The sequence below is a fragment of the Janthinobacterium sp. 75 genome (assembly GCF_004365495.1).
Taxonomy (GTDB): Bacteria; Pseudomonadota; Gammaproteobacteria; order Burkholderiales; family Burkholderiaceae_D; genus Janthinobacterium.
Genome location: NZ_SORD01000001.1, coordinates 5009583 through 5034936, shown reverse-complemented (window position 1 = coordinate 5034936; position 25354 = coordinate 5009583). Strand labels below are relative to the sequence as shown.

20 protein-coding genes are annotated in these 25354 nt (G+C 61.6%); 9 read left to right on the top strand and 11 right to left on the bottom strand.

Translation table 11 applies throughout. The annotated features are described in order from the left end of the window. Positions 1 to 96 precede the first annotated feature (96 nt). A complete protein-coding gene (locus C8C89_RS22865; RefSeq protein ID WP_208327750.1) occupies positions 97 to 444 on the top strand; it encodes a DUF4870 domain-containing protein in 348 nt (115 codons plus the stop codon). 21 nt (positions 445 to 465) lie between these two features. Here C8C89_RS22865 and C8C89_RS22860 read toward each other — a convergent pair whose 3' ends face one another. Genes C8C89_RS22860 through C8C89_RS22850 form a run of 3 tightly spaced genes read right to left on the bottom strand, consistent with a single transcriptional unit; the run spans position 466 to position 2073 of the window. Beyond that, positions 466 to 891, bottom strand: a complete 426-nt coding sequence (locus C8C89_RS22860) for an SMI1/KNR4 family protein (RefSeq protein WP_133992724.1) — start codon at positions 889 to 891, stop codon at positions 466 to 468. Positions 892 to 912: 21 nt separating this feature from the next. Continuing rightward, a complete protein-coding gene (locus C8C89_RS22855; RefSeq protein WP_101480423.1) occupies positions 913 to 1554 on the bottom strand; it encodes a 3'-5' exonuclease in 642 nt (213 codons plus the stop codon). 9 nt (positions 1555 to 1563) lie between these two features. Beyond that, on the bottom strand, positions 1564 to 2073 hold the full coding sequence (locus C8C89_RS22850; protein WP_070224995.1) for a ProQ/FINO family protein: 510 nt from the start codon (positions 2071 to 2073) through the stop codon (positions 1564 to 1566). Positions 2074 to 2640: 567 nt separating this feature from the next. Between C8C89_RS22850 and rpoD the strand changes: the two genes are divergently transcribed. Then, on the top strand, positions 2641 to 5190 hold the full coding sequence (gene rpoD / locus C8C89_RS22845) for an RNA polymerase sigma factor RpoD (RefSeq protein WP_133992722.1): 2550 nt from the start codon (positions 2641 to 2643) through the stop codon (positions 5188 to 5190). Between the two features lie 64 nt (positions 5191 to 5254). On the opposite strand, the gene C8C89_RS22840 is transcribed toward rpoD, so the two are convergent. From C8C89_RS22840 to ppc, 3 genes are all read right to left on the bottom strand, one after another. Continuing rightward, positions 5255 to 6394 carry an HAF repeat-containing protein gene (locus C8C89_RS22840; protein WP_133992720.1) on the bottom strand — a complete coding sequence of 380 codons (1140 nt, stop codon included), beginning with the start codon at positions 6392 to 6394 and terminating at the stop codon, positions 5255 to 5257. A 54-nt stretch (positions 6395 to 6448) separates the two neighbouring features. After that, positions 6449 to 8242, bottom strand: a complete 1794-nt coding sequence (locus C8C89_RS22835; protein WP_166674833.1) for a PAS domain S-box protein — start codon at positions 8240 to 8242, stop codon at positions 6449 to 6451. A 178-nt stretch (positions 8243 to 8420) separates the two neighbouring features. After that, positions 8421 to 11270, bottom strand: coding sequence for a phosphoenolpyruvate carboxylase (ppc, locus tag C8C89_RS22830; RefSeq protein ID WP_133992716.1), 2850 nt, complete (start codon positions 11268 to 11270; stop codon positions 8421 to 8423). 271 nt (positions 11271 to 11541) lie between these two features. Between ppc and hemC the strand changes: the two genes are divergently transcribed. From hemC to C8C89_RS22810, 4 genes are read left to right on the top strand one after another with little or no spacing between them, the layout of a single operon-like run. Further along, a complete protein-coding gene (gene hemC, locus C8C89_RS22825; protein WP_133993628.1) occupies positions 11542 to 12522 on the top strand; it encodes a hydroxymethylbilane synthase in 981 nt (326 codons plus the stop codon). Then, on the top strand, positions 12515 to 13297 hold the full coding sequence (locus C8C89_RS22820) for a uroporphyrinogen-III synthase (RefSeq protein ID WP_101484438.1): 783 nt from the start codon (positions 12515 to 12517) through the stop codon (positions 13295 to 13297). The genes hemC and C8C89_RS22820 overlap by 8 nt, the downstream gene beginning before the upstream one ends. Then, positions 13294 to 14442 (top strand): uroporphyrinogen-III C-methyltransferase, encoded by a 1149-nt coding sequence (locus tag C8C89_RS22815; protein ID WP_101480428.1) that lies wholly within the window; start codon positions 13294 to 13296, stop codon positions 14440 to 14442. Before C8C89_RS22820 ends, C8C89_RS22815 begins: the two co-directional genes overlap by 4 nt. Before the next feature lie 4 nt (positions 14443 to 14446). Further along, the gene (locus C8C89_RS22810; RefSeq protein ID WP_101480429.1) at positions 14447 to 15643 is read left to right on the top strand and encodes a heme biosynthesis protein HemY; all 1197 of its coding nucleotides are present in this window, start codon (positions 14447 to 14449) and stop codon (positions 15641 to 15643) included. Positions 15644 to 15729: 86 nt separating this feature from the next. Here the strand turns inward: C8C89_RS22810 and C8C89_RS22805 are convergent, their stop codons facing one another. Further along, positions 15730 to 18156: a membrane-bound PQQ-dependent dehydrogenase, glucose/quinate/shikimate family gene (locus tag C8C89_RS22805; RefSeq protein ID WP_166674832.1), complete on the bottom strand. Its 2427-nt coding sequence runs from the start codon at positions 18154 to 18156 to the stop codon at positions 15730 to 15732. Positions 18157 to 18826: 670 nt separating this feature from the next. Here C8C89_RS22805 and ppa point away from each other — a divergent pair. Continuing rightward, entirely contained in the window at positions 18827 to 19369 is a 543-nt protein-coding gene (gene ppa, locus C8C89_RS22800) for an inorganic diphosphatase (protein ID WP_101480430.1), read from the top strand. 51 nt (positions 19370 to 19420) lie between these two features. Here ppa and C8C89_RS22795 read toward each other — a convergent pair whose 3' ends face one another. After that, on the bottom strand, positions 19421 to 20554 hold the full coding sequence (locus C8C89_RS22795) for a GNAT family N-acetyltransferase (protein ID WP_133993624.1): 1134 nt from the start codon (positions 20552 to 20554) through the stop codon (positions 19421 to 19423). A gap of 102 nt (positions 20555 to 20656) precedes the next feature. Here C8C89_RS22795 and C8C89_RS22790 point away from each other — a divergent pair, with 102 nt between their 5' ends. Further along, positions 20657 to 22273 carry an NAD+ synthase gene (locus C8C89_RS22790; protein WP_133992714.1) on the top strand — a complete coding sequence of 539 codons (1617 nt, stop codon included), beginning with the start codon at positions 20657 to 20659 and terminating at the stop codon, positions 22271 to 22273. Positions 22274 to 22314: 41 nt separating this feature from the next. Then, positions 22315 to 22653 (top strand): P-II family nitrogen regulator, encoded by a 339-nt coding sequence (locus C8C89_RS22785; protein ID WP_034758685.1) that lies wholly within the window; start codon positions 22315 to 22317, stop codon positions 22651 to 22653. 166 nt (positions 22654 to 22819) lie between these two features. Here the strand turns inward: C8C89_RS22785 and C8C89_RS22780 are convergent, their stop codons facing one another. The 3 genes from C8C89_RS22780 to trxB all read right to left on the bottom strand — a co-directional run bounded on the left by C8C89_RS22780 (position 22820) and on the right by trxB (position 25219). Then, entirely contained in the window at positions 22820 to 23449 is a 630-nt protein-coding gene (locus C8C89_RS22780; protein ID WP_034786156.1) for a trimeric intracellular cation channel family protein, read from the bottom strand. Positions 23450 to 23583: 134 nt separating this feature from the next. Then, positions 23584 to 24258 (bottom strand): Smr/MutS family protein, encoded by a 675-nt coding sequence (locus C8C89_RS22775; protein ID WP_133992712.1) that lies wholly within the window; start codon positions 24256 to 24258, stop codon positions 23584 to 23586. 7 nt (positions 24259 to 24265) lie between these two features. Continuing rightward, entirely contained in the window at positions 24266 to 25219 is a 954-nt protein-coding gene (gene trxB, locus C8C89_RS22770) for a thioredoxin-disulfide reductase (protein WP_133992711.1), read from the bottom strand. Positions 25220 to 25354: the final 135 nt, after the last annotated feature.

Here is a 25354-nt window from a genome sequence, read left to right as displayed (position 1 = left end):
GCGTGAAAAAAAGTCCCTTGCGCCAGCAAGTGTTTCATTTCAAAAAGAAATATTACTGTTATATTGGTGTATCTATAACTAATGATGGGAATAATAATGGATAACATGCAGCCGGAAGTGGCTCGTACGCAAGATACGACGCTGGCCATCCTGTCCCACGTTGGCGGCCTGTTCACCAGTTGGGTGGCGCCGCTGATCATTTATTTGATCAAGAAAGATGATGCGGATAAATTCTCGGCCGAGAACGCCCGCGAAGCGCTGAATTTCCAGATCACCCTGATCATCTGGTATTTCGCCTGCTTCATCCTGTCGTTCGTGCTGATTGGCCTGTTCCTGTTCTGGGTAGTGGCGCTGGCCAACCTGGTGTGCTCGATCGTCGCGGCAGTCAAAGCCAGCAATGGCATCACTTACCGTTATCCATTGACCTTGCGCCTCGTCAAATAAGGTTGTGCTGGTTGCCGGGTTTCAGCCCGGGCGGCCGGGCAGTGCCAGGAATGCGGCAAAGTCGGGCGCCACCGAGCTGGTGGCGCCTGTTTCGTGCGACCACAGCACGACCACTGCTTCACCGCTCGGCCCCGTTTGCGCATAGTCAAAGCAGTAATAGTCGCCGGCGCCGAACTGGGCAAAGGGCAGCAGCTCACCCGCATCGTTGCCGCCATCCACATTCTCCAGCCATTCCTTCCAGCTCGTGTTGTAGTGGCGTGTTATCGATTCCCAGGTCTTGCGCGCACAGTTCGCGTCGTAGACGGGAAACACGTTCAAGGCGCCCAGCGCGCGGCCATTGTTTTCCAATAACCATTGCACGTAGGACGCGGGCAGCGGACGTCCCAGCGTCTGTTCGGCAGCGGTGATCGCTGCCAGGCTGGTGCCGATGGATTTGTTCTTGCTCATGCTGCAGGGCGGCACGCCGGCTCAGGCGGTAATAGGCGGCGTGGCCGGTGGTGTGCTGGCACGTGGCGCTTTTTGCGGCGCCACCTTGCCACCGTCGGCGATCCAGCGGCGGTACACGCGCAGGGCCACTTGCGCATCGTCGGCGGCATACAGGATCTGCTTTTCCGTCAGGCGCGACGTAGCCCAGTTGGTGGTGGAGATCTTTTTCGACTTCTGCAGGTGCAGGCCGAAGAATTTGGCCACGGCCGTCTTGGCGCCCAGATCGTTGCGCTGGCCGCCGCGCAGGGCGACAGACAGGTCCAGCACTTGCGCTGGAACAATGCCCAGCTTGTTGCGCAGGCGCTTGACGTCGTCGGACAGGCCAAAGCCCACCTTCAGGGTGGTGGTCGATTCGAGGATGGCTTTCAGTTCGGCCAGGGGCGGCGTGGCGCCCACCTGGAACAGGTAGGCAATCTCGTCGGTGGCCAGCTGGATCAGGTGTGGCCCCGTGGAGGACTCGCCCTTGACGAACGTCGGCTTCGATTCCGTATCGAAGCCAATGGCGTCCGCTGCCAGCAGGGCGGCCATGGCTGCCCTGGCGTCGTCACTGGTGCGTACCAGCTTGACATGGTCGAGTGCAATGCCTTGATAGGGGGGCAATGGCGGTGCGGCAGCTGTATCCATGAAACCGGATCAACCTTTGCGCGAGAATTTCGCGGTCAGCTGATTCAGTTTTTCCAGGCGCAAACGGTTCGCTTCTTCGGCGGCAGCCGCGTCGCGCTCGGCTTTCTTGCGCTCGGCTTCCTTCTTGAAGCGCTGCTGCAGTACTTGCGTGGCGTGGTCGCGGTGGGTTTGCGTCACTTCCGCGCCGGCGGTGCCGTCGAGGTCGTAGCGGATCTTGGCTTTTTCCATCACGCGCAGGTAGCGCAGCGAACCCGTGTGGATGCCCAGCGCCGTGCGCATCAGCTTGCGGTCCAGATCTGGCAGGCGCGCCAGGATCTGCTTGTCGATACCGATCGACAAGGGCAGGCAATCGCGGAATGGCGGGAATTGCTCCTGGAACTGCTTCAGCAGGGCGCGCGCGGTCAGGCCGGCAGGTGCCGGCGTGGTTGCCGCGGCCGGTGCCGCCGCTGGGGCTGCATCGACTGGCGTGTCAGGAGTGGTGGCTTGCTGGTCTGGCGTGGAGCTGGTCATCGACATCATTGGTTGGGCTATAAAAGGGGAGCATAGCACGCGCCACAGGCAAGTGCATTGTCTTTTTTGGCAACTTGCACAGAGATAAGCGGGCCCGGACTACAGTGTGCGCAGCGCGAAATGCGGGAAATGTGTATAATGTCGGCTTGCGCTGATGACTGGACCCCGTATTTGACGGTCTGGCTCAGGTGTGCAGGGGATAGGAGCAGTGCGGTGCAGGGCCATCATTATTGATATTTTTGATATCAGATATTTTGCTTATCAATTATCCAGATAACTGGCCTTCGTGCATAATCTTGCTCTCCGCTGTGTCTTCACTGAACAACAATAGATTCAAGCCCGTTCTGGTACGGGCTTTTTTTCATTCCGCAATGTACATCGCTTATTTATCTGATCCGGCTTCGGCCCCGCCGCTCTCGTTGCGGGATGCGCGGGCTTTGAGCGCCCCGATAGACAGGCGCCGCTGCCTTTGACGGCAGCCGCAACAACACGCTCCATCGAGTCCGGTTTCGCAGGCTTAGGTGGAATCATTCACTTCGCGCCGACACCATCTGGTCTCGCATTAAGAGATATCTCATGAAGAATACGCCAAAAACTTTAACGTTGTCCGCCAAGGCGCCACGCCCAGCTGCGGCGCCACTTGCCGTACCCAAAACGACTTTATCTTACTTCATCGATAATGCGCAAGCGAATCCGGAAGCCACCGTCACGACGGCGCCCACCGTCGTCACCGTGGTCAAGAAAAGCCGTTCGCGCCTCGCTGCCGTGCCACCGGCCGAGTTGGCTGCGGAAGCCTCCGTTGCCGTACCGGCCGCCGAGGCCGTTGCCGAGGTCGCCGACGCCGCAGCAGTCAAAACGCCGAGCGTCAAAGTGGCTCCAGGCGCCAAGGTGGCGCCTGCGCCACGCAAGGTCAGCGAAAGCGCCGCCACGAATAAAGTGGTGACGGCAGCCCGTTCGAAAGTCGTGCGCGCCAAGCCCGAAGCGGCGCCCGTGACCATCATTACCGGCGCGCAAGTGGTCAGCAAGACGACGGACGCCGATGCCCTGGCTGCCATCGATACCTCGAATTACTTCTTGCCGACCGTCAAGGTGCCGGGCCGCCGTGGCCGCAAACCAAGCGAATTCACGCCGGAAAACGATGAAGTGGCAGCACTGAACGCCGTCGAGCGCGCCGAACTGAAGGCCGTGTCGAAAGCGCGCGACCGCAAGGCCAAGGGCGGCCTGGCGGACGCGCTCGGTGATCCGGAAGCCTCGGCAGCGGACCTGGAACGCCGCCGCAAGCAGATCACGGGCTTGATCAATATGGGCAAGGAACGCGGTTTCCTTACCTATGCCGAGATCAATGACCAATTGCCGGAAAACATCATCGATCCGGAAGCGATCGAAGGCATCATCGCCACTTTCAACGACATGGGCATCGCCGTCTACGAGCGCGCCCCTGACGCGGAAAGCTTGTTGTTGACCGACAACGTCGCCACTGTCACCAGCGACGATGAAGTGGAAGCGGCTGCCGCTACCGCCCTGTCGACGGTCGACTCCGACTTCGGCCGCACCACCGACCCCGTGCGCATGTACATGCGTGAAATGGGCGCCGTGGCGCTGCTGACGCGCGAAGGCGAGATCGAGATCGCCAAGCGCATCGAAGGCGGCCTGAAAGACATGATCCAGGCGATTTCCGCCTGCCCCACGACCATCGGCGAAATCGTTGCGCTGTCGCAAAAAATCGCGCGCGACGAAATCAAGGTCGATGAAGTGGTCGATGGCTTCGTGGATTTGAACGAAAGCAATGCCCCGGCGCCTGCCGTTGCCGCCGCACCTGCTGCCGCCAGCGGTGACGACGAGGAAGAGGAAGAAGAAGCCGAGGAAGAAGATGGCGACGCCAATGGCGGCGCGGCCGGTTTCTCCAGCGAACAGTTGGCGCAGCTGAAAAAGAATGCCTTGGAGAAATTCAACGTCATTTCGACGCAGTACGACAAGATGCGCAAGGCGCCCGAGGGTTACAACTCGAAAGCCTACATCAAGGCGCAGGAAGCCATTTCTCAGGAATTGCTGGGCATTCGCTTCACGGCCAAGGTCGTGGAAAAGCTGTGCGACACCCTGCGCGGCCAGATGGAAGAAGTGCGCCACATCGAGCGCGCCGTGCTGGAGTTGTGCGTGAACAAATGCGGCATGCCGCGCGCCCACTTCATCAAGGTATTCCCGGGCAATGAATGCGACCTGGAATGGGTCGACCGCGAAGTCGATTGCAAGTATCCGTACAGCGCCATCCTCAGCCGCAACGTGCCTGCCGTCAAGGAACTGCAAAAGAAGATGATCGATCTGCAAGCGCGCGTGGCCCTGCCATTGGCTGACTTGCGCAAGATCAACAAGCAGATGGCTGCAGGCGAAAAGCGCGCCCGTCACGCGAAACGCGAAATGACGGTCGCCAACTTGCGTCTGGTCATCTCGATCGCCAAGAAATACATCAACCGCGGCTTGCAATTCCTCGATCTGATCCAGGAAGGCAACATCGGTCTGCTGAAGGCGGTCGATAAATTCGAATACCGCCGCGGCTACAAGTTCTCGACCTACGCCACCTGGTGGATCCGCCAGGCCATCACGCGTTCGATCGCCGACATGGCCCGCACCATCCGTGTGCCGGTGCACATGATCGAAACGATCAACAAGATGAACCGCATCTCGCGCCAGATCATGCAGGAAACGGGCAGCGAGCCGGACCTGGCCACCCTGGCCGTCAAGATGGAAATGCCGGAAAACAAGGTGCGCGAGATCATGAAGATCGCCAAGGAGCCGATTTCCATGGAAACGCCGATGGGCGAAGATGGCGATTCGCAACTGGGCGACTTCATCGAAGACAACACCACCCTGGCACCGCTGGACGCCGCGTTGCACGCGTCGATGCGCAACGTGATCAAGGAAGTGCTCGATTCGCTGACGCCGCGCGAAGCGAAAGTGCTGCGCATGCGTTACGGCGTGGAAATGTCGAACGACCATACGCTGGAAGAAGTGGGCAAGCAGTTCGACGTGACGCGCGAGCGTATCCGCCAGATCGAAGCGAAAGCCATGAGCAAGCTGCGCCAGCCTTCGCGTTCGGACAAGCTGAAGACTTTCCTGACGCAAAATTAAGCGTAGGGCAAGCACACAAAAAAGAGGCGCAAGCCTCTTTTTTTACGCCTGTAGCATGCCTTGTCTACATAAAACGCGTGCGCTCTCCCAGCAGGCCCATGCGATAGTTGTGCTGCAATTTGTACAGCACCACGCCGCTGGCGGAGATGAGGATGGTGATGACCAGCCAGTCCAATGGGTTGCTGCGGTGTGGTGCGGGAGCCGCTTGCGATGGCACGGCGAAGGCCTGGAATTTATGCCCCGTATAGATGGCGCCCACCACCAGGCCGGCGTCCGTGATCTTGTTGGTCAGGTACAGGCCATCGTCGCGGCGGCGCACCGTCATCACGCCTTCCTTGTAGACAAAGGTCATCGGTTCAAAGCCGTTGATGTTGACGCTGCCGACGATATGTCCGGCCGCGTTGACTGCCGTGGCGTAGCTATCGCCCTGGCCGATCATGGCGCCCAGGTCGAGCATGCGCTTGCCATCCCAGGCAAAGGCGTGCCAGCGGCGTTTTTCCGTTTCCGAGGCGCCCACGACCAGGCCCGCGTCATTGATGGCGGTGGCCGAGCTGATGCGTCCGCCGGGCAGGGTGCCGATTTCCTGCATGCCCGCGCCGGGACGGTAGACGAAGGCGCGGCGGTAGCCATCGCCCCGCTGCGCCGTGCCCACCACCACGCCATGCCGGTTCAGACCGCTGGCATAGCTGCTGGCACCGCCCAGGGTGCCCAGGTCCTGCAGGCTGTGGTCGGCTTTCGTGACAAAGGCGTGGAAATCGCCGTCGCTGGTATCGGCATAGCCGGCCACCTGGCCGTCGCGCGTGATGGCCGTGGCATAGCTGCTGGTGCCGCCCAGGGTGCCCAGGTCGCGCATGCCGCCCGCTTCTTCAAAGCGGAATGCATGCCAGGCGCCACTGGGCGTTTGTGCCGAGCCCACCACCACGCCATGGGTATTGATAGCCTTGGTGAAACCTTCATTGCCGCCCAGGGTGCCCAGCTCGCGGATGCGGCCATGCTGATACGTCACGGCGCGGCGTCGTCCTTCTGCTTCCATGATGATGCCGGCCACCAGGCCGGCCGGGTTCAGGTCGGACGCGATGCTGCCATTGCCATCTTTTTCACCAAAGCCGTGTTCGGCATAGATGGTGGCGCTGGCAGCGGGGACGGTGGCCAGAAGGAATAGGCCGAGCAGTGTGGCAGGGAGGCAGGGGAACCGTAGCGGCATGATAGTTTCCTCATAGAAAAACTTACTATACTTTTTTATGCTGCAAATGCATACTTAATTTGCTACTATTTTTACTAATTTTTGTTTATTGCTATCGGCATGCCCTTTACTTGCCCGCTGCGGCAGATGGATGGCCAGCGCCGTCCCCTGGCCTGCCTGGCTGTCGATGTGCAATTCACCACCCAGCGCGTGGACACGTTCGCGTATGCTTTTCAGGCCGAAGGCGGCCCGCTTGCCGTGGTCGCCCGGCTGCATGCCGATGCCGTTGTCGCTGATACGCAGCACGATGGCATCCGCATCTTGCGCCAGCGCGACTTCCACTTCGCTGGCCTGGGCGTGGCGCACGATGTTCGACAGCGATTCCTGCAGCACGCGGAAGATGGCCAACGTCTGGCGCTGGTCCAGGCCCAGGTCGGGCGCCTCGCTGTCGAGCGTGAGCCAGTAGCGGATGGCGCTGCGGCTTTCCATCTGGCGTATCAGCCACTCGGCCGCCGGGCCCAGTCCCAGCTCCAGGGTGCTGGGATGCAAGTCATTGATGATGGTGCGCACGGAGCGGATGGTGGTGTCGATGGTGTCGAGCACGCGCTGCGCATGGTGGTGCAGGCGCGGGTGGGTGGTGGCCGTGCGCGCGTGCAACAGCGACACATCGATGCGCAGCACCATCAGATTCTGCCCCAGGTCGTCATGAATATCGAGCGCGATGCGGCGTCTTTCCTGTTCCTTGATGGTTTGCTGGTGGTCGGTCAGTTCGCGCAGCTGGGCCAGGGTGCGCTGCAGGTTTTCCTCGTTGCGCTTGCTGTCGGTGACGTCGACGGCCATGGCGATGATCATCTGCGGCCGGCCGTCGGCGTCAAACACGGGTTTCTTGTGCGTCTGCACGAGGCGATTTTCCTGCAACTGCGCGTTCCATACCAGTTCTTCGCGTATCACCACCTGACGGCTGGCAAACGCCTGCTGGTCGGCAGCGAGGAAGCCCGCGTTCTGTTCCTCGGGGAAGTGCTGCAAGTCGCGCCCTTCGGCGACGTCCTGCTGGCGTACGCCCCATTGCTGCTCGCAGGCCTGGTTCATCAGCACGATGCGCGAATCGGCATCTTTCAGGAATAGCGACAGGGGCATCATGGAAATGATGTCCTGCAGCCGCTCCTCGCTGCGCGCCAGGGCCGCTTCCGTTTGCGCGCGCATGGCGATTTCCGCGGATAGCTGGATGTTTACGTCGAGCAACTGGGCCGTGCGCAGGGCCACGCGGCTTTCCAGTTCCGCATGGGCCAGGCTCAACGCGTGTTCGGCCCGCTTGTGTTCCGTGATGTCGCTGGCCATGACCAGCGCGCCCGTCAAGGCGCCGTGCTGGTCGTACAGGCGGCGGCCGCTGAGCATGGCCCAGCGCTGCGTGCCGTCGCCATGCTGGTAATGCAGTTCGCCCATGCAGCTATCGCTCGCCGTCTGGCGTAGCGGACACAGACGCAGCAAGGTGGCCTCGTCGTGGAATTCGTCCATGGCGTGGTCCAGCAACTGTTCGGCGGGGATGCCCAGCATGTCGCACAGTCGCTGGTTGACGTACAGAATGTGGCCGTCCGCATCTGTTTGCCACATGCCGTCCTGCGCCGTTTCGCTCAGGTGCTGGTAGCGCATGAGGCTGGCATCCAGCTGGGAGCGCGTGCTGGCGAGGTGGGCGCGCAGCCTGTGCATCAGCCACATGGCCGTTCCGGCGGCGGCGGCCAGCAGCAGGGTCAGCCAGACATGCTCCCAGAAGTCGAGCGCCGGCCAGGCCGCGCCCGCCAGCCAGCCCAGCATGATCAGGATAAGGGCGGCGCATGCCGCACTCGGCGTTTCAATCGACCATTTGCTCATCCGCGTCCCTGGCGTCATGGTTGGCCGTTGCTGTGCGCATGGGGCCGGAGTGTGGGGAAGTATCCGACGCTAGTGTAATACCAATTGTTGTTTTATTGAGAATATTTTGCTAACGAGCAAGCAAAAGGGCCGGCCCTTGCGGTGCCGGCCCCTGCAGGGCAAAAGCAGCCTGACGCGATCAGCCCGTGTTGCGCAGGCCAGCCGCGACGCCGTTGATCGACAGCTGGATGCCGCGGTGGACCCTTTCGTCGATCTTGCTTTCCGTCGACAGGGCGCGGTTGCGCTTGATCAATTCCACTTGCAAGTGGTTCAGCGGGTCGAGATAGGCGAAGCGGTTCTGGATCGAGCGGGCCAGCAGCGGATTGCCCGCCAGGCGCTCGGTGTTGCCGGTGATCAGCTCCAGGCAGCGCAGGGTGTTGCCATGCTCATCCGTGATGCGCTTGTAGATACGTTCGCGCAAGTCCTGGTCGGCCACCAGTTCCGCATAGCGCGAGGCAATTGCCAGGTCCGTCTTGGCCAGCACCATGTCCATGTTCGACAGCAGGGTGGCAAAGAAGGGCCATTCGGCGTACATGGCGCGCAGAGTGGCGATCTTTTCCACTTTGGCCGCACCCGCAGCATCGTTGATCCACGCCTCGATGGCGCTGCCGAAGCCGAACCAGCCCGGCAGCAGCAAGCGGCACTGGCCCCAGGAAAAGCCCCAGGGAATGGCGCGCAAGTCTTCGATGCGCTGGTTGGCCTTGCGCGAGGCCGGGCGCGAGCCGAGGTTCAGCTCGGCGATTTCCGCGATCGGCGTGGCCGAGAAGAAATACTCCGTAAACCCCGGCGTTTCATACACGAGGTGTCGGTAGGCGTGGTAGGCCAGTTTCGACAGGTCCGCCATCACGGCTTCGAACTGCGCCAGCTGGCTCGCGTGCGCGGGATTGGCAGCCTGCGGTGCCAGGCTCGCTTCCAGGGTGGCGGCGACCAGCAATTCCAGATTGCGCCGGCCGATTTCCGCGTTGGAAAACTTTGAGGCGATGATTTCGCCCTGTTCCGTCAGGCGGATCTGGCCGTTGACGGTGCCCGGCGGCTGGGCCAGGATGGCTTCATAGCTGGGCCCGCCGCCACGGCCCACCGTGCCGCCGCGGCCATGGAACAGACGCAGCTTGACGCCTGCCTTCTGGAAGTCGGCGACCAGTGCCAGTTCCGCCTTGTACAGTTCCCAGTTCGAGGTGAGAAAACCGCCATCTTTGTTTGAATCGGAATAGCCGAGCATGACTTCCTGTAACTGCCCTTGCTTGGCGATCAATTGCTTGACCAACGGCAAGGCCATCACCTCGCTCATGATGCCGGCCGCGCGCTGCAGGTCGGGTATCGTCTCGAACAGGGGGATGACCATCAGCTCGCACGTGCTGTCGCCGCCGGCCCCGGCCTTCCAGTCGGTGCGCAGCAAGCCCGTTTCCTTTTGCAACAGCAACACTTCCAGCAAGTCGGACACGGTTTCCGTGTGCGAAATGATGTAGTTGCGGATGGCCCGCGCGCCGTAGCGCTGGCGGATGTCGCGCGCCGCGCGCAGGATCGCCAGCTCGGAATCCGTTTCCGTGGCGTAGGCGATGTAGGGCGAGTACAGCAGACGCGGCTGGGCCAGTTCGCTCAGCAGCAGCGCCTGCTTGTCTTCCTCGCTCAGGGATGGGTAGTCGGCGGCCACGCCGCTTTTCGCGAACAGGTCGGCCAGCACGCGCTCGTGCACATCGGAAGTCTGGCGCATGTCCAGCGATGCCAGGTGGAAACCGAAGATGTCTGCCGCACGGGCCAAGGTGGCCAGGCGGGGGCGCACGAGGGCTGCGCCATGGTGCGATTCGAGCGAGGCGACGATGGTGCGCAAGTCGGCGACAAACGCGGCCGCGTCGGGATACGCGGCGGCCGGCCCCACTTCCTTGCGCAGGATGTTGGTGGCGCCCAGGGCGCGGGCCGTGGCGGCCAGGCGCGCATAGATGCCGATCAGGGCGCGGCGGTACGGTTCGTCGCTGCGGTGCGGCGAGGCGTCCGGCGACTGGTCGGCCAGCGCCTGCAGTTCGGCGCTCACGCCCACCATCAGGGTAGAGACGGATAATTCCGCGCCCAGGGTGTGCACTTCATCGAGGTAAAAGTCGAGGATGGTGGTGGCGTGGCGCGCCAGCGCATGCTGCATGGTGCCCGCATTCACGTTCGGGTTGCCGTCGCGGTCGCCGCCGATCCAGCTGCCCATCTGCACGTAGGCGGCGTTGATGGGTTCGATGGTACCGTCGCCGTTCGGGTATTCGGCGGCGATATCTTCCTCGATATCGTCATACAGGCCCGGCAGTTCGCGCAAAAAGGTGATGCGGTAGTAGGACAGGGCGTTTTCGATCTCGTCGGCTACAGTCAGCTTCGAGTAGCGCAGCATGCGCGTCTGCCACAGGGTGGAGACGCGCGAGCGCAGCAGCTGCATATTGGCTTGCCGCTCTTTCGGCGTCTGCGGCAGGTCGCGCTCGGCCAGCAGGCGGGCGATGTCGTGCTCGGCGTCGAGGATGCTCTTGCGCTGCACTTCCGTCGGGTGGGCCGTCAGCACGGGGGCGATCAGGGCGTCCTGGAAGAAGGTGTCGACGGTTTTGCGCGGCACGCCGGCGGCGCGCAGTTTTTTCAGCGCGAAGCTGACGCTGCCCTTTTGCGCAGGCGAGCCGGCCAGCAGGTGGGCGCGGCGGCGGCGGATGTGGTGCTGGTCTTCCGCGATGTTGGCCAGGTGCGAAAAATAGGAAAAGGCGCGCACCACGGAAATCGTCTGTTCGCGGCTCAGTTCCTTGAGCATGGCGTCGAGTTCCAGCGCGGCGCCCGCGTCCGCTTCGCGGCGGAAGCGTACGGACGTCTGGCGTATGGTTTCCACCACATTGTAGACGGCGTCGCCTTCCTGTTCGCGCAGCACGTCGCCCAACAGGCGGCCCAGCAGGCGGATATCTTCTTTCAGTGGCGCGTCCTTGTCGGAGCCGGCCGCTGGAACTATTTCTGGTGCTACTGCGTCATTGAGCATAATAAAGAACCAAAGTAAGTGTAAAAGCAAGGGAATGTGGATCGCACCGGGCGTTTGGCCGCAGAGGGGAGGGGGCGCATGATAAAATTTATGGTCTTCAACATGGACGCTAGCCTGACTTGGCCTTCTAGGCTAAGGGATACCGATTATAGCGACGCCGGGCGCCACCCGATACAACTGATATCGGACGGGCGAAATGGCAACGATAATGACAACGACAGTCACAGCGAAAGAACTTGTTTTGAAAGCATCCGAATTGACCCCGAACGAATTGAAGCCGATGATTCCCGCCCGCCTGGTGATCGCCTCGCGCGAGAGCCGTCTTGCCATGTGGCAAGCTGAACATGTGCGTGCGCGCCTGGCCGCCCTGTATCCGCAGTGTAGCGTTGAAATTCTCGGCATGACCACACGCGGCGACCAGATTCTCGACCGCGCCCTGTCCAAGGTAGGCGGCAAGGGCCTGTTCGTCAAGGAACTGGAAGTGGCGATGGAGGATGGCCGTGCCGACCTGGCCGTGCATTGCCTCAAGGATTTACCGATGGACTTGCCGGAAGGGTACACCCTAGCCGCCATCATGGAGCGCGAAGATCCGCGCGACGCCTTTGTGTCGAACGACTATGCCAGCCTGGCCGAGTTGCCGCATGGCGCCGTCGTCGGCACCAGCAGCCTGCGCCGCCAGGCCCTGATCGCCGCGCGTTATCCACACCTGACGATTTTGCCCCTGCGCGGCAACCTCGATACGCGTTTGGGCAAGCTGGACCGTGGCGATTACGCCGCCATCATTCTGGCTGCCGCCGGCCTGAAACGCCTGGGCCTGGCGTCGCGCATCCGCGCGCTGTTGTCGCCGGAACTGAGCCTGCCAGCTGCCGGCCAGGGCACGCTGGCCATTGAAATCATGGGCCAGCGCGCCGATGGCATCGACCTGCAGCGCCTGCTGGCGCCCCTGAACGACGTCGAGGCCACGCAAGTGTCGCTGGCCGAGCGCAAGGTGTCGCGCATCTTTGGCGGCAGTTGCCAGATTCCATTGGCGGCCTACGCCACCATTGATGGCGACACCATGCGTTTGCGCGCCATGGTCGCCACGCCGGACGGCGCACGCATGGCCAGCGCCGACGTCAGTGGCCCGGCTGCTGCGCCGGAACTGCTGGGCGAACAGGTGGCCGAGCTGCTGCGCGGCCAGGACGCCGCCGGCATCCTCGCCTCGTGCTTTGTTACGCCCGACAACCATGAAGGCCTGGCGCCGCATGCCTGACACCGTGGTGATCACGCGGCCCGCAGCGCAAGCGGGGCCGCTGGCCGCCAGAATCGCGGCGCTGGGCTTGCCCGTGACCTTGCTGCCGCTGCTGGAAATTCATGCGCTTGACGGCGAGGACGAATGCGCGCAGCTGCAAGCCGTGCTGGCGCGCCTGGCCGAGTACGACCTGGTGGCGTTTGTCTCGCCCAACGCCATCGATTGCGTCTTTGCGCATTTGCCGGACTGGCCGCCTGGTGTGCCCTTGGCAGTGGTGGGCGAGGGCAGCCGTATGGCATTGGGGGCGCACGGCGTCACGGATGCCAATGCGACCATCACCAGCCCGCTCGATACGGCGCGCAGCGATTCCGAACATTTGTTGCTGGCGCTGGACTTGCCGGCCCTGCGCGGCAAGCGCGTGCTGATCGTGCGCGGCGATGGCGGCCGCGATTACCTGGCCGACGGCTTGCGCGCAGCGGGCGCCGAAGTCGAGTTCGTCACGGCTTACCGCCGCAAGGTGCCGCTGCTGACGCCAGCCTTGCGCGCGACCCTGGAGAACCTGTTGCAGCATAATAATGACTGGGTCATCACCAGCTCGGAAGCGCTGCGGGGTTTGCTGGCGCTGCTCGAAGAATTGGATGGTAAAAAGACGGCTGTTGCGAAAATGCAACAGCAGCATCTGATCGTGCCGCACGCCCGCATTGCACAAACGGCGGCGGCCCTGGGTTTTGCCCGTGTCACCTTGACAGGATCAGGCGACGCAGGAGTGCTCGCCGCGTTACAATCACGACCATGAACGAAATGCCTACACTCTCCGAACCGAATGCAACGCCTGGCAGCGCCGTGAAGACGGCGCCGCAGGCGGCCGACCAACCCGCTGGCCGCGCGCCGACCCTGCTCGAACAGCTGCAAAAGCCTATGAGCATTGCCGTCATCGTGCTGGCCGTGCTGCTCGCTGCGCAAAGCTGGTCGACCAGCAAGCAGATCCGCAACCTGCGCGAAGAAGTGGCCAAGCGCCTGCAAAAGGGCGATGTCAGCAATGCCGAAACGGGCGTGCTGGCGCGCAACGTGCAAGAAGGCACGAAAGAGCTGCAAATCAAGGTGGGCGCGCTGGAAAACCGCCAGAGCGAAACGCAAAGCCAGCAGCTGGCCCTGGAACAACTGTATAACGACTTGTCGAAGAACCGCGACGAGTGGGCGCTGACGGAAATCGAGCAAGTGCTGTCGACGGCCAGCCAGCAGCTGCAACTGGCCGGCAACGTGCCCGGTGCGCTGATCGCGCTGCAAAACGCCGACCGCAGCCTGTCGCGTTCCGACAAGCCGCAATTCATCACCATCCGCCGCGCCATCGGGCGCGACATGGAAAAACTCAAGGCCCTGCCCAGCGTCGATTCGACGGGCGTGGCCTTGCGCCTCGATGCCGTGATCGCCCAGGTCGACTCCCTGCCGATGCTGTCGGATGAAACGCCCGCTTTGCCGGCCGCACCGGAAAAACCGGGCAAGGCCAAGCCCGTGCGCGATGCTAGCGGCAAGCTGGTAGGGCCGCCCGCGCCGGAACCGCTGCTGCAAAAAGTGCGCGACGGCTGGAATACCTGGAGCGGCGACATGTGGGCCGACGTGCGCCAATTGATACGCATCCGCCGCGTCGATACGCCGGAAGCGCTGATGCTGTCGCCGACGCAATCGTATTTCTTGCGCGAAAACGTTAAGCTGCGCCTGCTCAATGCCCGCATGGCATTGTTGTCGCGCAACGAAACTGCTTTCAGGAATGATCTGATCGCCGCGCAGGATGCGCTGGCCAAGTATTTCGATACCCGCGCCAAGAGCACGCAGACGGCGCAAGCCTTGCTGCGCCAGGTGCAGGGCAGCAACCTGGCCATCGAAATGCCAACCTTGTCCGACAGCCTGACGGCTGTGCGCAACTACAAAGCGAAGTCCTGAGCCCATGCGTCTATTTCTCTGGTTACTCGCCCTGATGGCCGCGGCGATCGGTATCGCCGTGACGGCCCGTTTCAATCCCGGCAACGTGGTGCTGTTCTATCCGCCTTACCGCATCGATTTGTCGCTGAACTTCTTCTTGTTGCTGCAGGTCGTGCTGTTCGTGCTGCTGTACCTGCTGGTGCGCGCCGTGCGCGCCACCGTGCGCATGCCGGCGCAAGTGGCAGCCTACCGCCAGCGCAAGCGTGAGCGCGATGGCAACAAGGGCTTGCGCGAAGCCTTGAAAGCCCTGTTCGAAGGGCGTTTCGGCCATGCGGAAAAAGCCGCCCTGCGCGCCGCAGAACTCGATGAGAACGCCGGCCTGGCCGCGCTGATCGGCGCGCGTGCCGCGCATCGCATGCGCCAGTCCGAGCGCCGCGACAGCTGGCTGGCCAGAGTCGAAGGCGATGCCAGCCTGAAGACGGCCCGTTTGATGACGGTGACGGAATTGCTGGTCGACGACCACCAGCCGGAAGCGGCCCTGGCGGCGGTACGCGAACTCAATGCCAGCGGCACGCGCCACATCCACGCGCTGCAATGGTCGCTCAAGGCCGAGCAGCAGGCGAAGAACTGGCCGGAAGTGCTGCGCCTCGTGCGTTCGCTCGACAAGCACCGCGCCCTGCATCCGGCCCTGTCGTCGCGCTTGCGCGAGCTGGCCTATGACCATCTGCTGTCCGACCCATCGCATGACGCCGAATCCCTGATGCGCGTGTGGTCCACCGTGCCAAGCGCGGATCGCGTCAAGCCGTATATTGCCTGCCGCGCTGCCACGGCCCTGAATGCGCGTGGCCTGCACGATGAAGCGCGCCTCGTGTGCGAAGAGTCGCTGGCCGCCGATTGGGACGAGCGCGTCGTGCGCGCCTACCGCGAAGCGGCGGCACCAGCCGGCACGCCGGCCCTGCTGCTGCAGATCGAGCATTGCGAACAATGGATGAAACAGCGTCCGCTGGATGCGGAACTGGCGCTGACCTTGGGCACCTTGTGCCTCAAGCAAAAGCTGTGGGGCAAGGCCCAGCGTCACCTGGAGCAGGCTTTGTCGGACGCGAACGAGCCGCAAATGGTGCGCGACGCCCACCTGAAGCTGGCGCAAATGCACGATGCCTTGCAGCAAACGGAGCAGGCCGCGGCCCATTACCGGCAGTGTGCCTTGGCCACCATGCTTTAAGCTACTCGCAGACGTAAAAAAGCCGTTCAGTGCAGACTGAACGGCTTTTTTTACGTGCGCACTGCATGGCGCAGTGCGCTGCTACCTTACTTCTTCGGTACGGCGGTGCCTTCCGGCAAGGCATACGCGATCAGGGTGTCGCTCATCTTCGTACCCAGCGAACCGTGGCCACCGGCCATGACGACGACGAACTGGCGTCCCGACTTGTTCGAGACATAGCTCATCGGCGTAGCCTGACCGCCGGCGGGCAAGCGGGCTTTCCAGATGACTTTACCGTTGCTGACATCGTAGCCGCGGATATAGTAGTCGAGCGTGCTGCTGAGGAAGGTCACGCCGCCACCCGTGGTGACCATGCCGCCCAGGCTGGGCACGCCCAGTGGCAGTGGAATCGGCACTGGACCGCTGTCGCGCGTGGTGCCGTTCTTGTGCATCCACACTTTTTTCATGGTGCGCAGGTCGACGGCGGCCACATAGCCCCAAGGCGGTGCCTGGCATGGGAAGCCCAGCGGCGACAAAAAGGCCTTGATTTCCACGGCGAACGGTACGCCCGTCTGTGGCTGCAAGCCCATTTCGCCGCCCGTGCCGCCCTTGGCCGTCGTTTCGGCGCGTGGCACGAGTTTTTCCAGGAAGCCCATGTAGTCAGGGTTGACGATCAACAACTGGCGCACGGGGTCGATGGCTGCGCCGCCCCATTCGAAGATGCCCAGCGGGCCCGGGGAGATGACGGCACCCTTGCCGGCTGTTTGCGGCGTGAACGGGCCTTCATAGCGGCGTTCCTTGAAGATGATGCGGCAAGCAAGCTGGTCGAACGGCGTCGTGCCCCACATGTCTGCTTCGCTGATGTTGCGCTCAGGTAAGAAGGTCAGGGCCGAGAAAGGCTGCGTGGGTGACAGGGTGTCGCCAGCGGCAGGATTGCTCGTTGGCACGGGTTTTTCCGGCGCCGGCACGACCAGGCTGCCATCGCGGCGGTCGATCACATAGATATCGCCCCGCTTTGTCGTGGCAACCACGGACGGGACCTTGCCTTTTGGCGTATCGATGTCGACCAGCGAAGGTTGTCCGCCGATATCCATGTCCCAGATATCGTGGTGTACGGTCTGGTACACCCAGCGTACTTTGCCCGTCGCCAGGTCCAGCGCGACGATGGCGCTGTTGAATTTCTCGCCATTCTTGTTGCGATTGCCACCCCAGGTGTCGGGGGTTTCATTACCCATTGGAATGTAGACCATGCCCAGCTTTTCATCGATGCTGGCCACGCCCCACGAGTTAGGCGAGTTGTTGGTGTAGTTCTTGCCTTCAGGGAAGGGCTTGGTATCTTCCGGTGTGGCGGGGTCCCAGTTCCACAGCAGCTTGCCCGTGACAGGGTCGTAGCCGCGGATCACGCCCGATGGTTCTTCCGTCGAATGGTTGTCGGTCACGCTGGCGGCGATAACGGCCACGTTTTGCGCTACGGCAGGCGGGGAAGTGGGCATCAGGAAACCGCGCTTGATCATGGCCATGTTTTTATACAGGTTGACGACGCCGTTGTTGCCAAAGCTCTTGCACGACTCGCCCGTATCGGCATTGACGGCGATCATGGTGCCATCCATGGTCGGCGCCAGGATGCGGCGGGGACATTCCATGCTGGCAGCTTCGGGGGCAGGATTGTTCCTGGCGCGGCCCGCATTGACGTCCCAGTAGGCGACGCCACGGCAGATCATGTGCTGGTAACTGGCCGCGTCGCGGTTGATCTTCGGGTCGTGGCGCCAGATTTCCTTGCCTGTGTCCGGATTCAGGGCGATGACGATATTGTGCGGCGTGCACAGGTACAGCATGTCATTGACCTTCAGCGGCGTGACTTCGTTGGCGATTTCGCCCGGGTCGTTCGGTCCCTTGAAGTCGCCCGTGTGATAGGTCCAGGCTTCCTTCAGTCCGGAAATATTGGCCGGCGTGATCTGCGCAGCCGGGGCATAGCGGTCGCCATAGCCGGAGCGGCCATACGCGGACCAGTCATTGTGCTCGACGCCGGGTGCCAGATCGCCAGTGGCGGTGGCCGCCATGTTGTCGGCAGGCACGTCGCCATGCAAGTCATGGTAGTCCTGGAACAGGGCGATGACGCCGGCGATGACGGTCAGGGCCACGGCGGCGCTGAGGGCCGTCCTTCCCACTTGCGGCTGTTTCGCTGCGGCGGGTGGCGCCAGGCGGCGGCTGACGAAGGGCAGCAGCAGCCAGACGGCGGCGGCAAACCAGATGTCGAGGCGCGGCAGTAATTGCCACCAGTCGAATTTCACTTCAATGACGGACCAGATGAGGGTGGCGATCAGCAGCAGCGCCATGAACGGTTGCGCACTGCGCTTGCCCTGGAACACCAGCACGCCAGCAACGAGCATGCCTATGCCTGCCAGCAAGTAGTACCAGGAGCCGCCGAGACTGGCCAGCCAGATGCCGCCGCCCAGCAGGGCGAGGCCAAACAGAATGAAAATAACACCGGTGACCTTTAATAAAGGACCGGGTCGGAAAGAGGGAATCATCATATTCCTTTTTGCAAGGATTTATCGGTGGCGCGTTGAGAACGCCATATTGAATTCAGGGAAGGCGTCGATTGCAGAATATACAAAGTTTGGAATCACCAGAATGTTATAGTTTATCAGAATTGATGATTGTCTTCTGGTTGCGCCATTTTTTGGCGGGGTCGCCATTTGAATCAATTGAACGCTTCAAATAAGAACAATTATTATGCTCGATGGTGGGTTTGCCGGGCTGGAAGGTTCCCTGCCGGGCGATGATCGACGGGCCTTGACATGGCGGCGCATTAACAAGGATTTATTGGGTATCGATTAATCGGCAAAACCGTTGCCATAAGTGGCTGTAAAAATTGCAATTCAAAATATAATAACCATATTATCGGTATGGTGATATTGAAGTGAAAATAGGCAGATGCTTCCTGTATTAATTCAGGGTTCCCGTAGTATTACTTAAGTGTTTTCACTTATTATGTTCGGCGGCCGCTTTATTCCCTCGTTGGCCGGCTGCGGCGGACAGTAAAGCCGGGCGGGCGGCAGGCTGCGCGGGCCAGGGGGCCGTGCATGCCACTGTTGTTGGCGTGATGCGCAATACGCCGGCGGGCCGCTGCTGCATCGCACAAGCCGCCTGTACTTCGCTATAATTGCGCGGTTAAAACACAATCCGCTAATGAGGAACCCCATGAGTTTGAATAACGTCTCTTCCGGCCGCGACCTGCCGAACGATTTCAACGTCGTCATCGAAATCCCGATGAATGCCGATCCGATCAAGTACGAAGTTGACAAGGAAAGCGGCGCGATCTTCGTCGATCGCTTCATGGGTACCGCCATGCATTACCCGTGCAACTATGGCTATGTGCCGAACACCCTGTCGCCGGATGGCGACCCGGTTGACGTGCTGGTCATCACCCCATTCCCGCTGATCCCGGGCGTGGTCGTGCGCTGCCGTCCTATTGGCGTGCTGAAAATGACCGACGAGTCGGGCGAAGATGCGAAAGTGCTGGCCGTGCCAGTCGACAAGGTCCTGTCGATCTACAGCCACTGGCAAAAGCCGGAAGACTTGAACGAACTGCGCCTGCGCCAGATCCAGCATTTCTTCGAGCACTACAAAGACCTGGAAAAAGGCAAATGGGTCAAGATCGACGGCTGGTATGGTCCAGACGTGGCCAAGGAAGAAATCCTGAACGGCGTCGCCGCCTTCAAGAAAGATGCTGAAAAGGCATAACATCAGCCAGTTAAAAAACGCTCCCCGCCAGTCATGGCCGGGAGCGTTTTTTTATGCGCGAAACGGGCTGTGGTCGTTCAATTCGTCGAGGTAGGCATCGATGCCACCCCGTTCGCGCTCGAGGAAGCGCTGCACTGCGTCGGCGAAGGCCGGATGCGCCAGCCAGTGGGCGGACCAGGTCTTTTGCGGCAGGAAGCCCCGCGCCATCTTGTGCTCCCCCTGGGCGCCTCCTTCGAAGGTGGTGATGCCGTTGGCGATGCAAAACTCCAGCGGCTGGTAATACGCCGTCTCGAAATGCAAGCAGGGCACGTGCTCGAGCGCGCCCCAGTAGCGGCCATACAGGGTGTCGGTTGTGTGGATCACCAGCGAGGCGGCAATGGCCCGGCCTTCGCGCTCGGCGATCACCAATAAAATGTTCTGCGGCATGCTGGCACCGATGCGCAGGAAGAAGTCCAACGACAAATACGGCGAGGAGCGGTGTTCCGCATAGGTATTGCTGTAGCAGCGATGGAACAGTGTCCAGTCGGCGTCAAGGGCGTCCACCCCGCGCACCTGGCGCATGGTCACACCCGCTTCCTGTACCTTGCGCCGCTCGGCGCGGATATTCTTGCGCTTCTTGTTTTCCAGAGTGGAGAGGAATTGCTCGAAATCCGAGTAGCCGGGATTGATCCAGTGAAATTGCACGCCACTACGCATCAGGTAGCCGGCTTGCGCCAGCTGGCGTGCTTCGCTTTCCGGCGGGAACAGGATGTGGCAGGACGAGACGGCGCTGGCTTGCTGCTGGGCCTGCAGGAAGGCCAGCAGGGCGGCGCGTGCCTGGCCATCGCGGGCCAGCAAGCGCGCGCCGCTGACGGGCGTGAAGGGTATCGCGGACAACAGTTTCGGGTAATATTCAAGGCCATGCTGCTGATACGCGTCGGCCCAGGCCCAGTCGAACACATATTCGCCATACGAGTGCATCTTCAGGTACAGGGGCAGGGCGGCAGCCAGGGTCTCGCCTTGCCATAACGCCAGGTAATTCGGCTGCCAGCCCGTCTCTGCGCTGGCGCAGCCGGACTCATGCAGCGCGTGCAGAAAGGCGTAGGAGAGGAAGGGAGTGGCGTCCGCCTGGCTGGCCAGCAGTTCAGTCCAGGCCGCTTCGCCAATTTCAGCCAGAGTGGAGACGATAGCCGTGCGATAATTCATTGTTGTAGTGTGCATTCTTCACTCTCGGGGCGCCACCATCGGCCTGCGCGCCCCTGTCTTGTTCTTGTTTAATAAAATTAATAAAACGAAATTTCCACCATCATGACAGTCAAAGTCGCAATTGCTCAAATGAATAGTACGGTCGGCGATCTGGCCGGCAACCGTGCCAAGATCTTCGACCTTTCCCGCCGCGCCTTTGAGGCGGGCGCCGATATCGTGCTCACGCCGGAACTGTCGCTGGTCGGCTATCCACCCGAGGACCTGTTGCTGCGCAATGCATTCTACGCAAAAACGCAGGAAGCGTTTGCGGGGCTGGCCTTGGAGCTGGCCCAGTTCAAGGATTTGCACGTGGTGGTGGGCTTGCCTCTGCAAGACGAGAAGGGCGTGCGCCACAATGCCGCCTCCGTGCTGCTGAACGGCGAAGTGCTGGGCACCTACCGCAAGCACGACTTGCCGAACACGACCGTTTTCGATGAAAAGCGTTACTTTACGTCGTCGGATCAGGCCTTCGTGTTTGGCGTGAAAGGCGTGCGTTTCGGCATCAATATCTGCGAAGACACGTGGTTCCAGCACGCGCCCATGCGTGCCCGCGCGGCTGGCGCGCAAGTGCTGCTGGTGCCGAACGGCTCGCCGTATCACATGAACAAGCAGCATCTGCGCTATGAAACCATGCGCAAGAACGTCAGCGCGCAAGGCATGGCCCTGGTCTACGCCAACCTGGTCGGTGGCCAGGATGAGCTGATTTTCGATGGCGACTCGTTTGTCATGGATGCGGCCGGCACGATTTGCGCCCAGCTGCGCCATTTTGAGGAAGATTTGCAGCTGGTCGAGTTCGACGGCGCCACGCCCGTGCCGCAGGCCCTGGCCGCCCCGTTGACGACCGAGGCGCAGGTGTACCAGGCGCTGGTGCTGGGCGTACGCGACTATATCGGCAAGAATGGCTTCCCTGGCGTGCTGATCGGCATGTCGGGCGGCGTCGATTCCGCCCTGACCCTGGCCATCGCCGTCGATGCACTGGGCGCCGACAAGGTGCGCGCCGTGATGATGCCATCGCAGTTTACGGCCGATATCTCGTGGATCGATTCGCGCGACATGGTAAATCGCCTCAATGTGCGCTACGATGAAATTCCGATCAAGCAAACCTTCGATGCCTTCCGCGCCACCCTGGCAGGGGAATTCGCGGGACTGGCGGAAGACGCGACGGAAGAGAACATCCAGGCGCGCATCCGCGGCACCTTGCTGATGGCCCTGTCGAACAAGCATGGCAGCATCGTGCTGACGACGGGCAACAAGAGCGAGATGGCGGTCGGTTATTGCACCCTGTACGGCGACATGGCGGGCGGCTTTGCCGTCATCAAGGATATCGCCAAGACGCTGGTGTACCGCCTGTGTGCGTGGCGTAACAGCGTGTCGGACGTGATACCCGAGCGTATCCTGACGCGCGGACCGTCGGCCGAGCTGCGCGCCGACCAGCTGGACCAGGATTCCTTGCCGCCGTATGAGGTACTCGACGGCATCATGCAGCTGTACATGGAAGAAAACCGTCCGATCGCCGAGATTATCGAGGCTGGCTACCCGCCGGCCGATGTGGCCCGGGTCACGCGCCTGATCAAGATCAACGAATACAAGCGGCGCCAGTCGCCGGTGGGCATCCGCGTCACGCACCGTGGCTTCGGCCGCGACTGGCGCTATCCGATTACCTCCAAGTTCTACGAGTAAGCAGCCATCTGTCCACAATCCAACAATATTAAGGAGTAGCCATGAAACAGATTACCGCCATCATCAAACCATTCAAGCTCGACGAAGTACGCGAGGCCCTGGCCGATGTGAACGTGACGGGCTTGACCGTGACGGAAGTGAAGGGCTTTGGCCGCCAGAAGGGGCATACCGAGCTGTACCGTGGCGCCGAGTACGTGGTCGACTTCTTGCCGAAAGTTAAAGTCGAAGTGGTGGTGGACGACAGCGTGTCCGAACTGGTGGTCGACGCCATCATCAAGGCTGCTCGCACGGGCAAGATCGGCGATGGCAAGATCTTCGTGCGCGACGTGGAGCAAGTGATCCGCATCCGCACGGGTGAAACGGGTCCGGACGCCGTCTAAGTTTTTGCTGGTGGCTGCGCCAGCGATGTTGTCGGATTGCGGCTCTTCGAGCCTCATCCGACCTACGTATAGCAATGTGTGTCATGCCGCAGGTCGGGTTAGCGCGCCAGCGCGTAAGCCGACGCTGCTGAGCCACCAAAGCTGCCCGATTGCGCAGCAGCGCGCTTCACCGCCCCAGCCGCATGTCGAATTTCCAGCATATCAGGCGCAAGATTGTGATGCCGCTGGCGCTGGTCCACAGCGCGAAGTCGTGCTCGGCGCCGAAGTGCATCTGCAGCAGGTAGGCCCAGCAGCCGAAAAACGCGCAAATGGCGTACGGTTTGCCGTCGCGAAATACCATCGGTACTTCATTGCAGACGATGTCGCGCATCACGCCGCCAAAAATCCCCGTAATTACCCCCATCATTGAGGCGATGAAGATCGGCATGCCGGCGCGCATGGCTTCGGCCACGCCCGCGATGGCGAACATGCCCAGGCCGATGGCGTCGGCAATGACGATCAGACGTTCCGAGACGATCTGGCGCAAATGCTGGATCAATGGCGCGGCCGTCAGGGCCAGCACGAAGATGAGAATGGCGTATTCCTGGTGCGAGACCCAGAACAAGGGCCGCTTGTCGAGCAGGATATCGCGCAAGGTGCCGCCGCCAAACGCCGTAATGAATGCCACGACGAACACGCCGACCAGGTCCATGCGCTTGCGGCGCGCTTCGATGAAGCCGGAAAACGCGCCCACCAGGATGGCGATGACCTCAATGATCTTGATCAGCGAGCCAGGCGGCAATTGGGGTGGCATCATGGGTGGAGCGCTTGAGCAGGAAATAATTGTCACAGGTTAACATGACACGGCCCCGAATGGTGACAAACGGGGCCGTGTGCATGGGACTTAATTGGGCTAACTTGTTACTGAATTGTGTTTTCTTGCTGGCAAGCTCAGCGAATGGGCTGAAGAGCGGAAGAAAGCAATACCACCAGCGCGCCATCGCCCCCTTCGGAGCGGCGTGCCTGGCAAAAGGCGATGACTTCATCCTTTTGCACGAGCCAGCTGTGCACCATCGATTTCAAGACCGGTTCCTGGCCTTTCGAGCCAAAACCCTTGCCGTGGATCACGCGCACGCAGCGCAGCTTGCGCCGCGTCGCCTGGTTCAAAAAGGCGCCGATGCCGTCGCGCGCTTCGTCGCGGCGCAAACCGTGCAAGTCCAGCTCATCCTGGATTGGCCAGTGGCCCTTGCGCATCTTCTTCACCACGTCCGGTCCCACGCCGGGGCGGGCGTAATTCAGGGCCGGATCGTTTTCCAGGTAATGGTCGACCTCGAACAAGTCCGACAGCGACTCGCGCAACACGGCCGCATGATCCTCTTCCGGCGTCAGCTTGCGCGCCGGCTGCTGGGCCGCCATGGCGCCCGCCTTGGGCAGGCTGGGCGCGTAGCGATCCGACTCGGGCAGGCGCTTGACGCCGCCGATGCTGGCCTTGAACAGATTGCTCTCCACGGCCTGCACCTTGACCTGCTGGGCGCGTTCAGCCGCGGCTTGCGCGCGCGCGTCTGCCTGCTCCTTGAGTTGCTTGCTGACCGCTTTCAGGTCGGCGAAGTCTTTCATCGACGCCATGCGACGCTTACTCCTGGCCTTCCAGGTAGCGCTGGGCGTCCAGTGCTGCCATGCAACCCGTGCCGGCACTGGTGATGGCCTGGCGGTAGATATGGTCTTGCACGTCGCCGGCGGCAAACACGCCCGGCGCGCTGGTGGCCGTGGCCATGCCTTCCAGGCCCGTCTTGGTCTTGATGTAGCCGTTGTGCATGTCCAGCTGGCCTTCGAAGATGCCCGTGTTTGGCTTGTGGCCGATGGCGATGAATACGCCGTGCACGCTCAACGCTTCGACCTTGCCATCGATGGTCGATTTGATGTTCAGGCCCGTTACGCCGCCTTCGTTGCCCGTCACTTCGTCCAGAGTGTGGTTATATTTCAACACGATTTTGCCTTCGGCAACCTTGGCGTTCAGGCGGTCGATCAAAATCGCTTCGGCGCGGAACTTGTCGCGGCGGTGGATCAAGGTGACTTTATTGGCGATGTTCGACAGGTACAGCGCTTCTTCGACGGCGGTATTGCCGCCGCCGACGACGGCCACTTCCTGGTTGCGGTAGAAGAAGCCATCGCAGGTGGCGCAGGCGGACACGCCCTTGCCCATGAATTGCGCTTCCGATGGCAGGCCCAGGTATTGCGCGGATGCGCCCGTGGCGATGATCAGGGTGTCGCACGTGTATTCGTGGCTGTCGCCCTTCAGGCGGATCGGCTTTTCGTTGAGGAAGGTGGTGTGGATGTGGTCAAACACGATTTCCGTATTGAAACGCTCGGCATGCTGCAGCAGGCGCTGCATCAGGTCCGGGCCTTGCACGCCCATCGGGTCGCCTGGCCAGTTTTCCACGTCCGTGGTGGTCATCAACTGGCCGCCCTGTTCCACACCGGTGACCAGCATTGGGTTCAGGTTGGCGCGGGCGGCGTAGACGGCGGCGCTGTAGCCGGCTGGGCCGGAGCCGAGGATCAAAACGCGGGCGTGTTTGGTAGTGGTCATGGGAAGCTTCTCTATGAGTGGGGTCTATCCGAATTGGGGGCATACGCGCGAAGAACAAGGGCGTATTGCGCTTGCGCAAGCAATCCACGATTATAGACCAAGCCGCCTGTAGCGACGAATCGTGGGGCCGTCCGG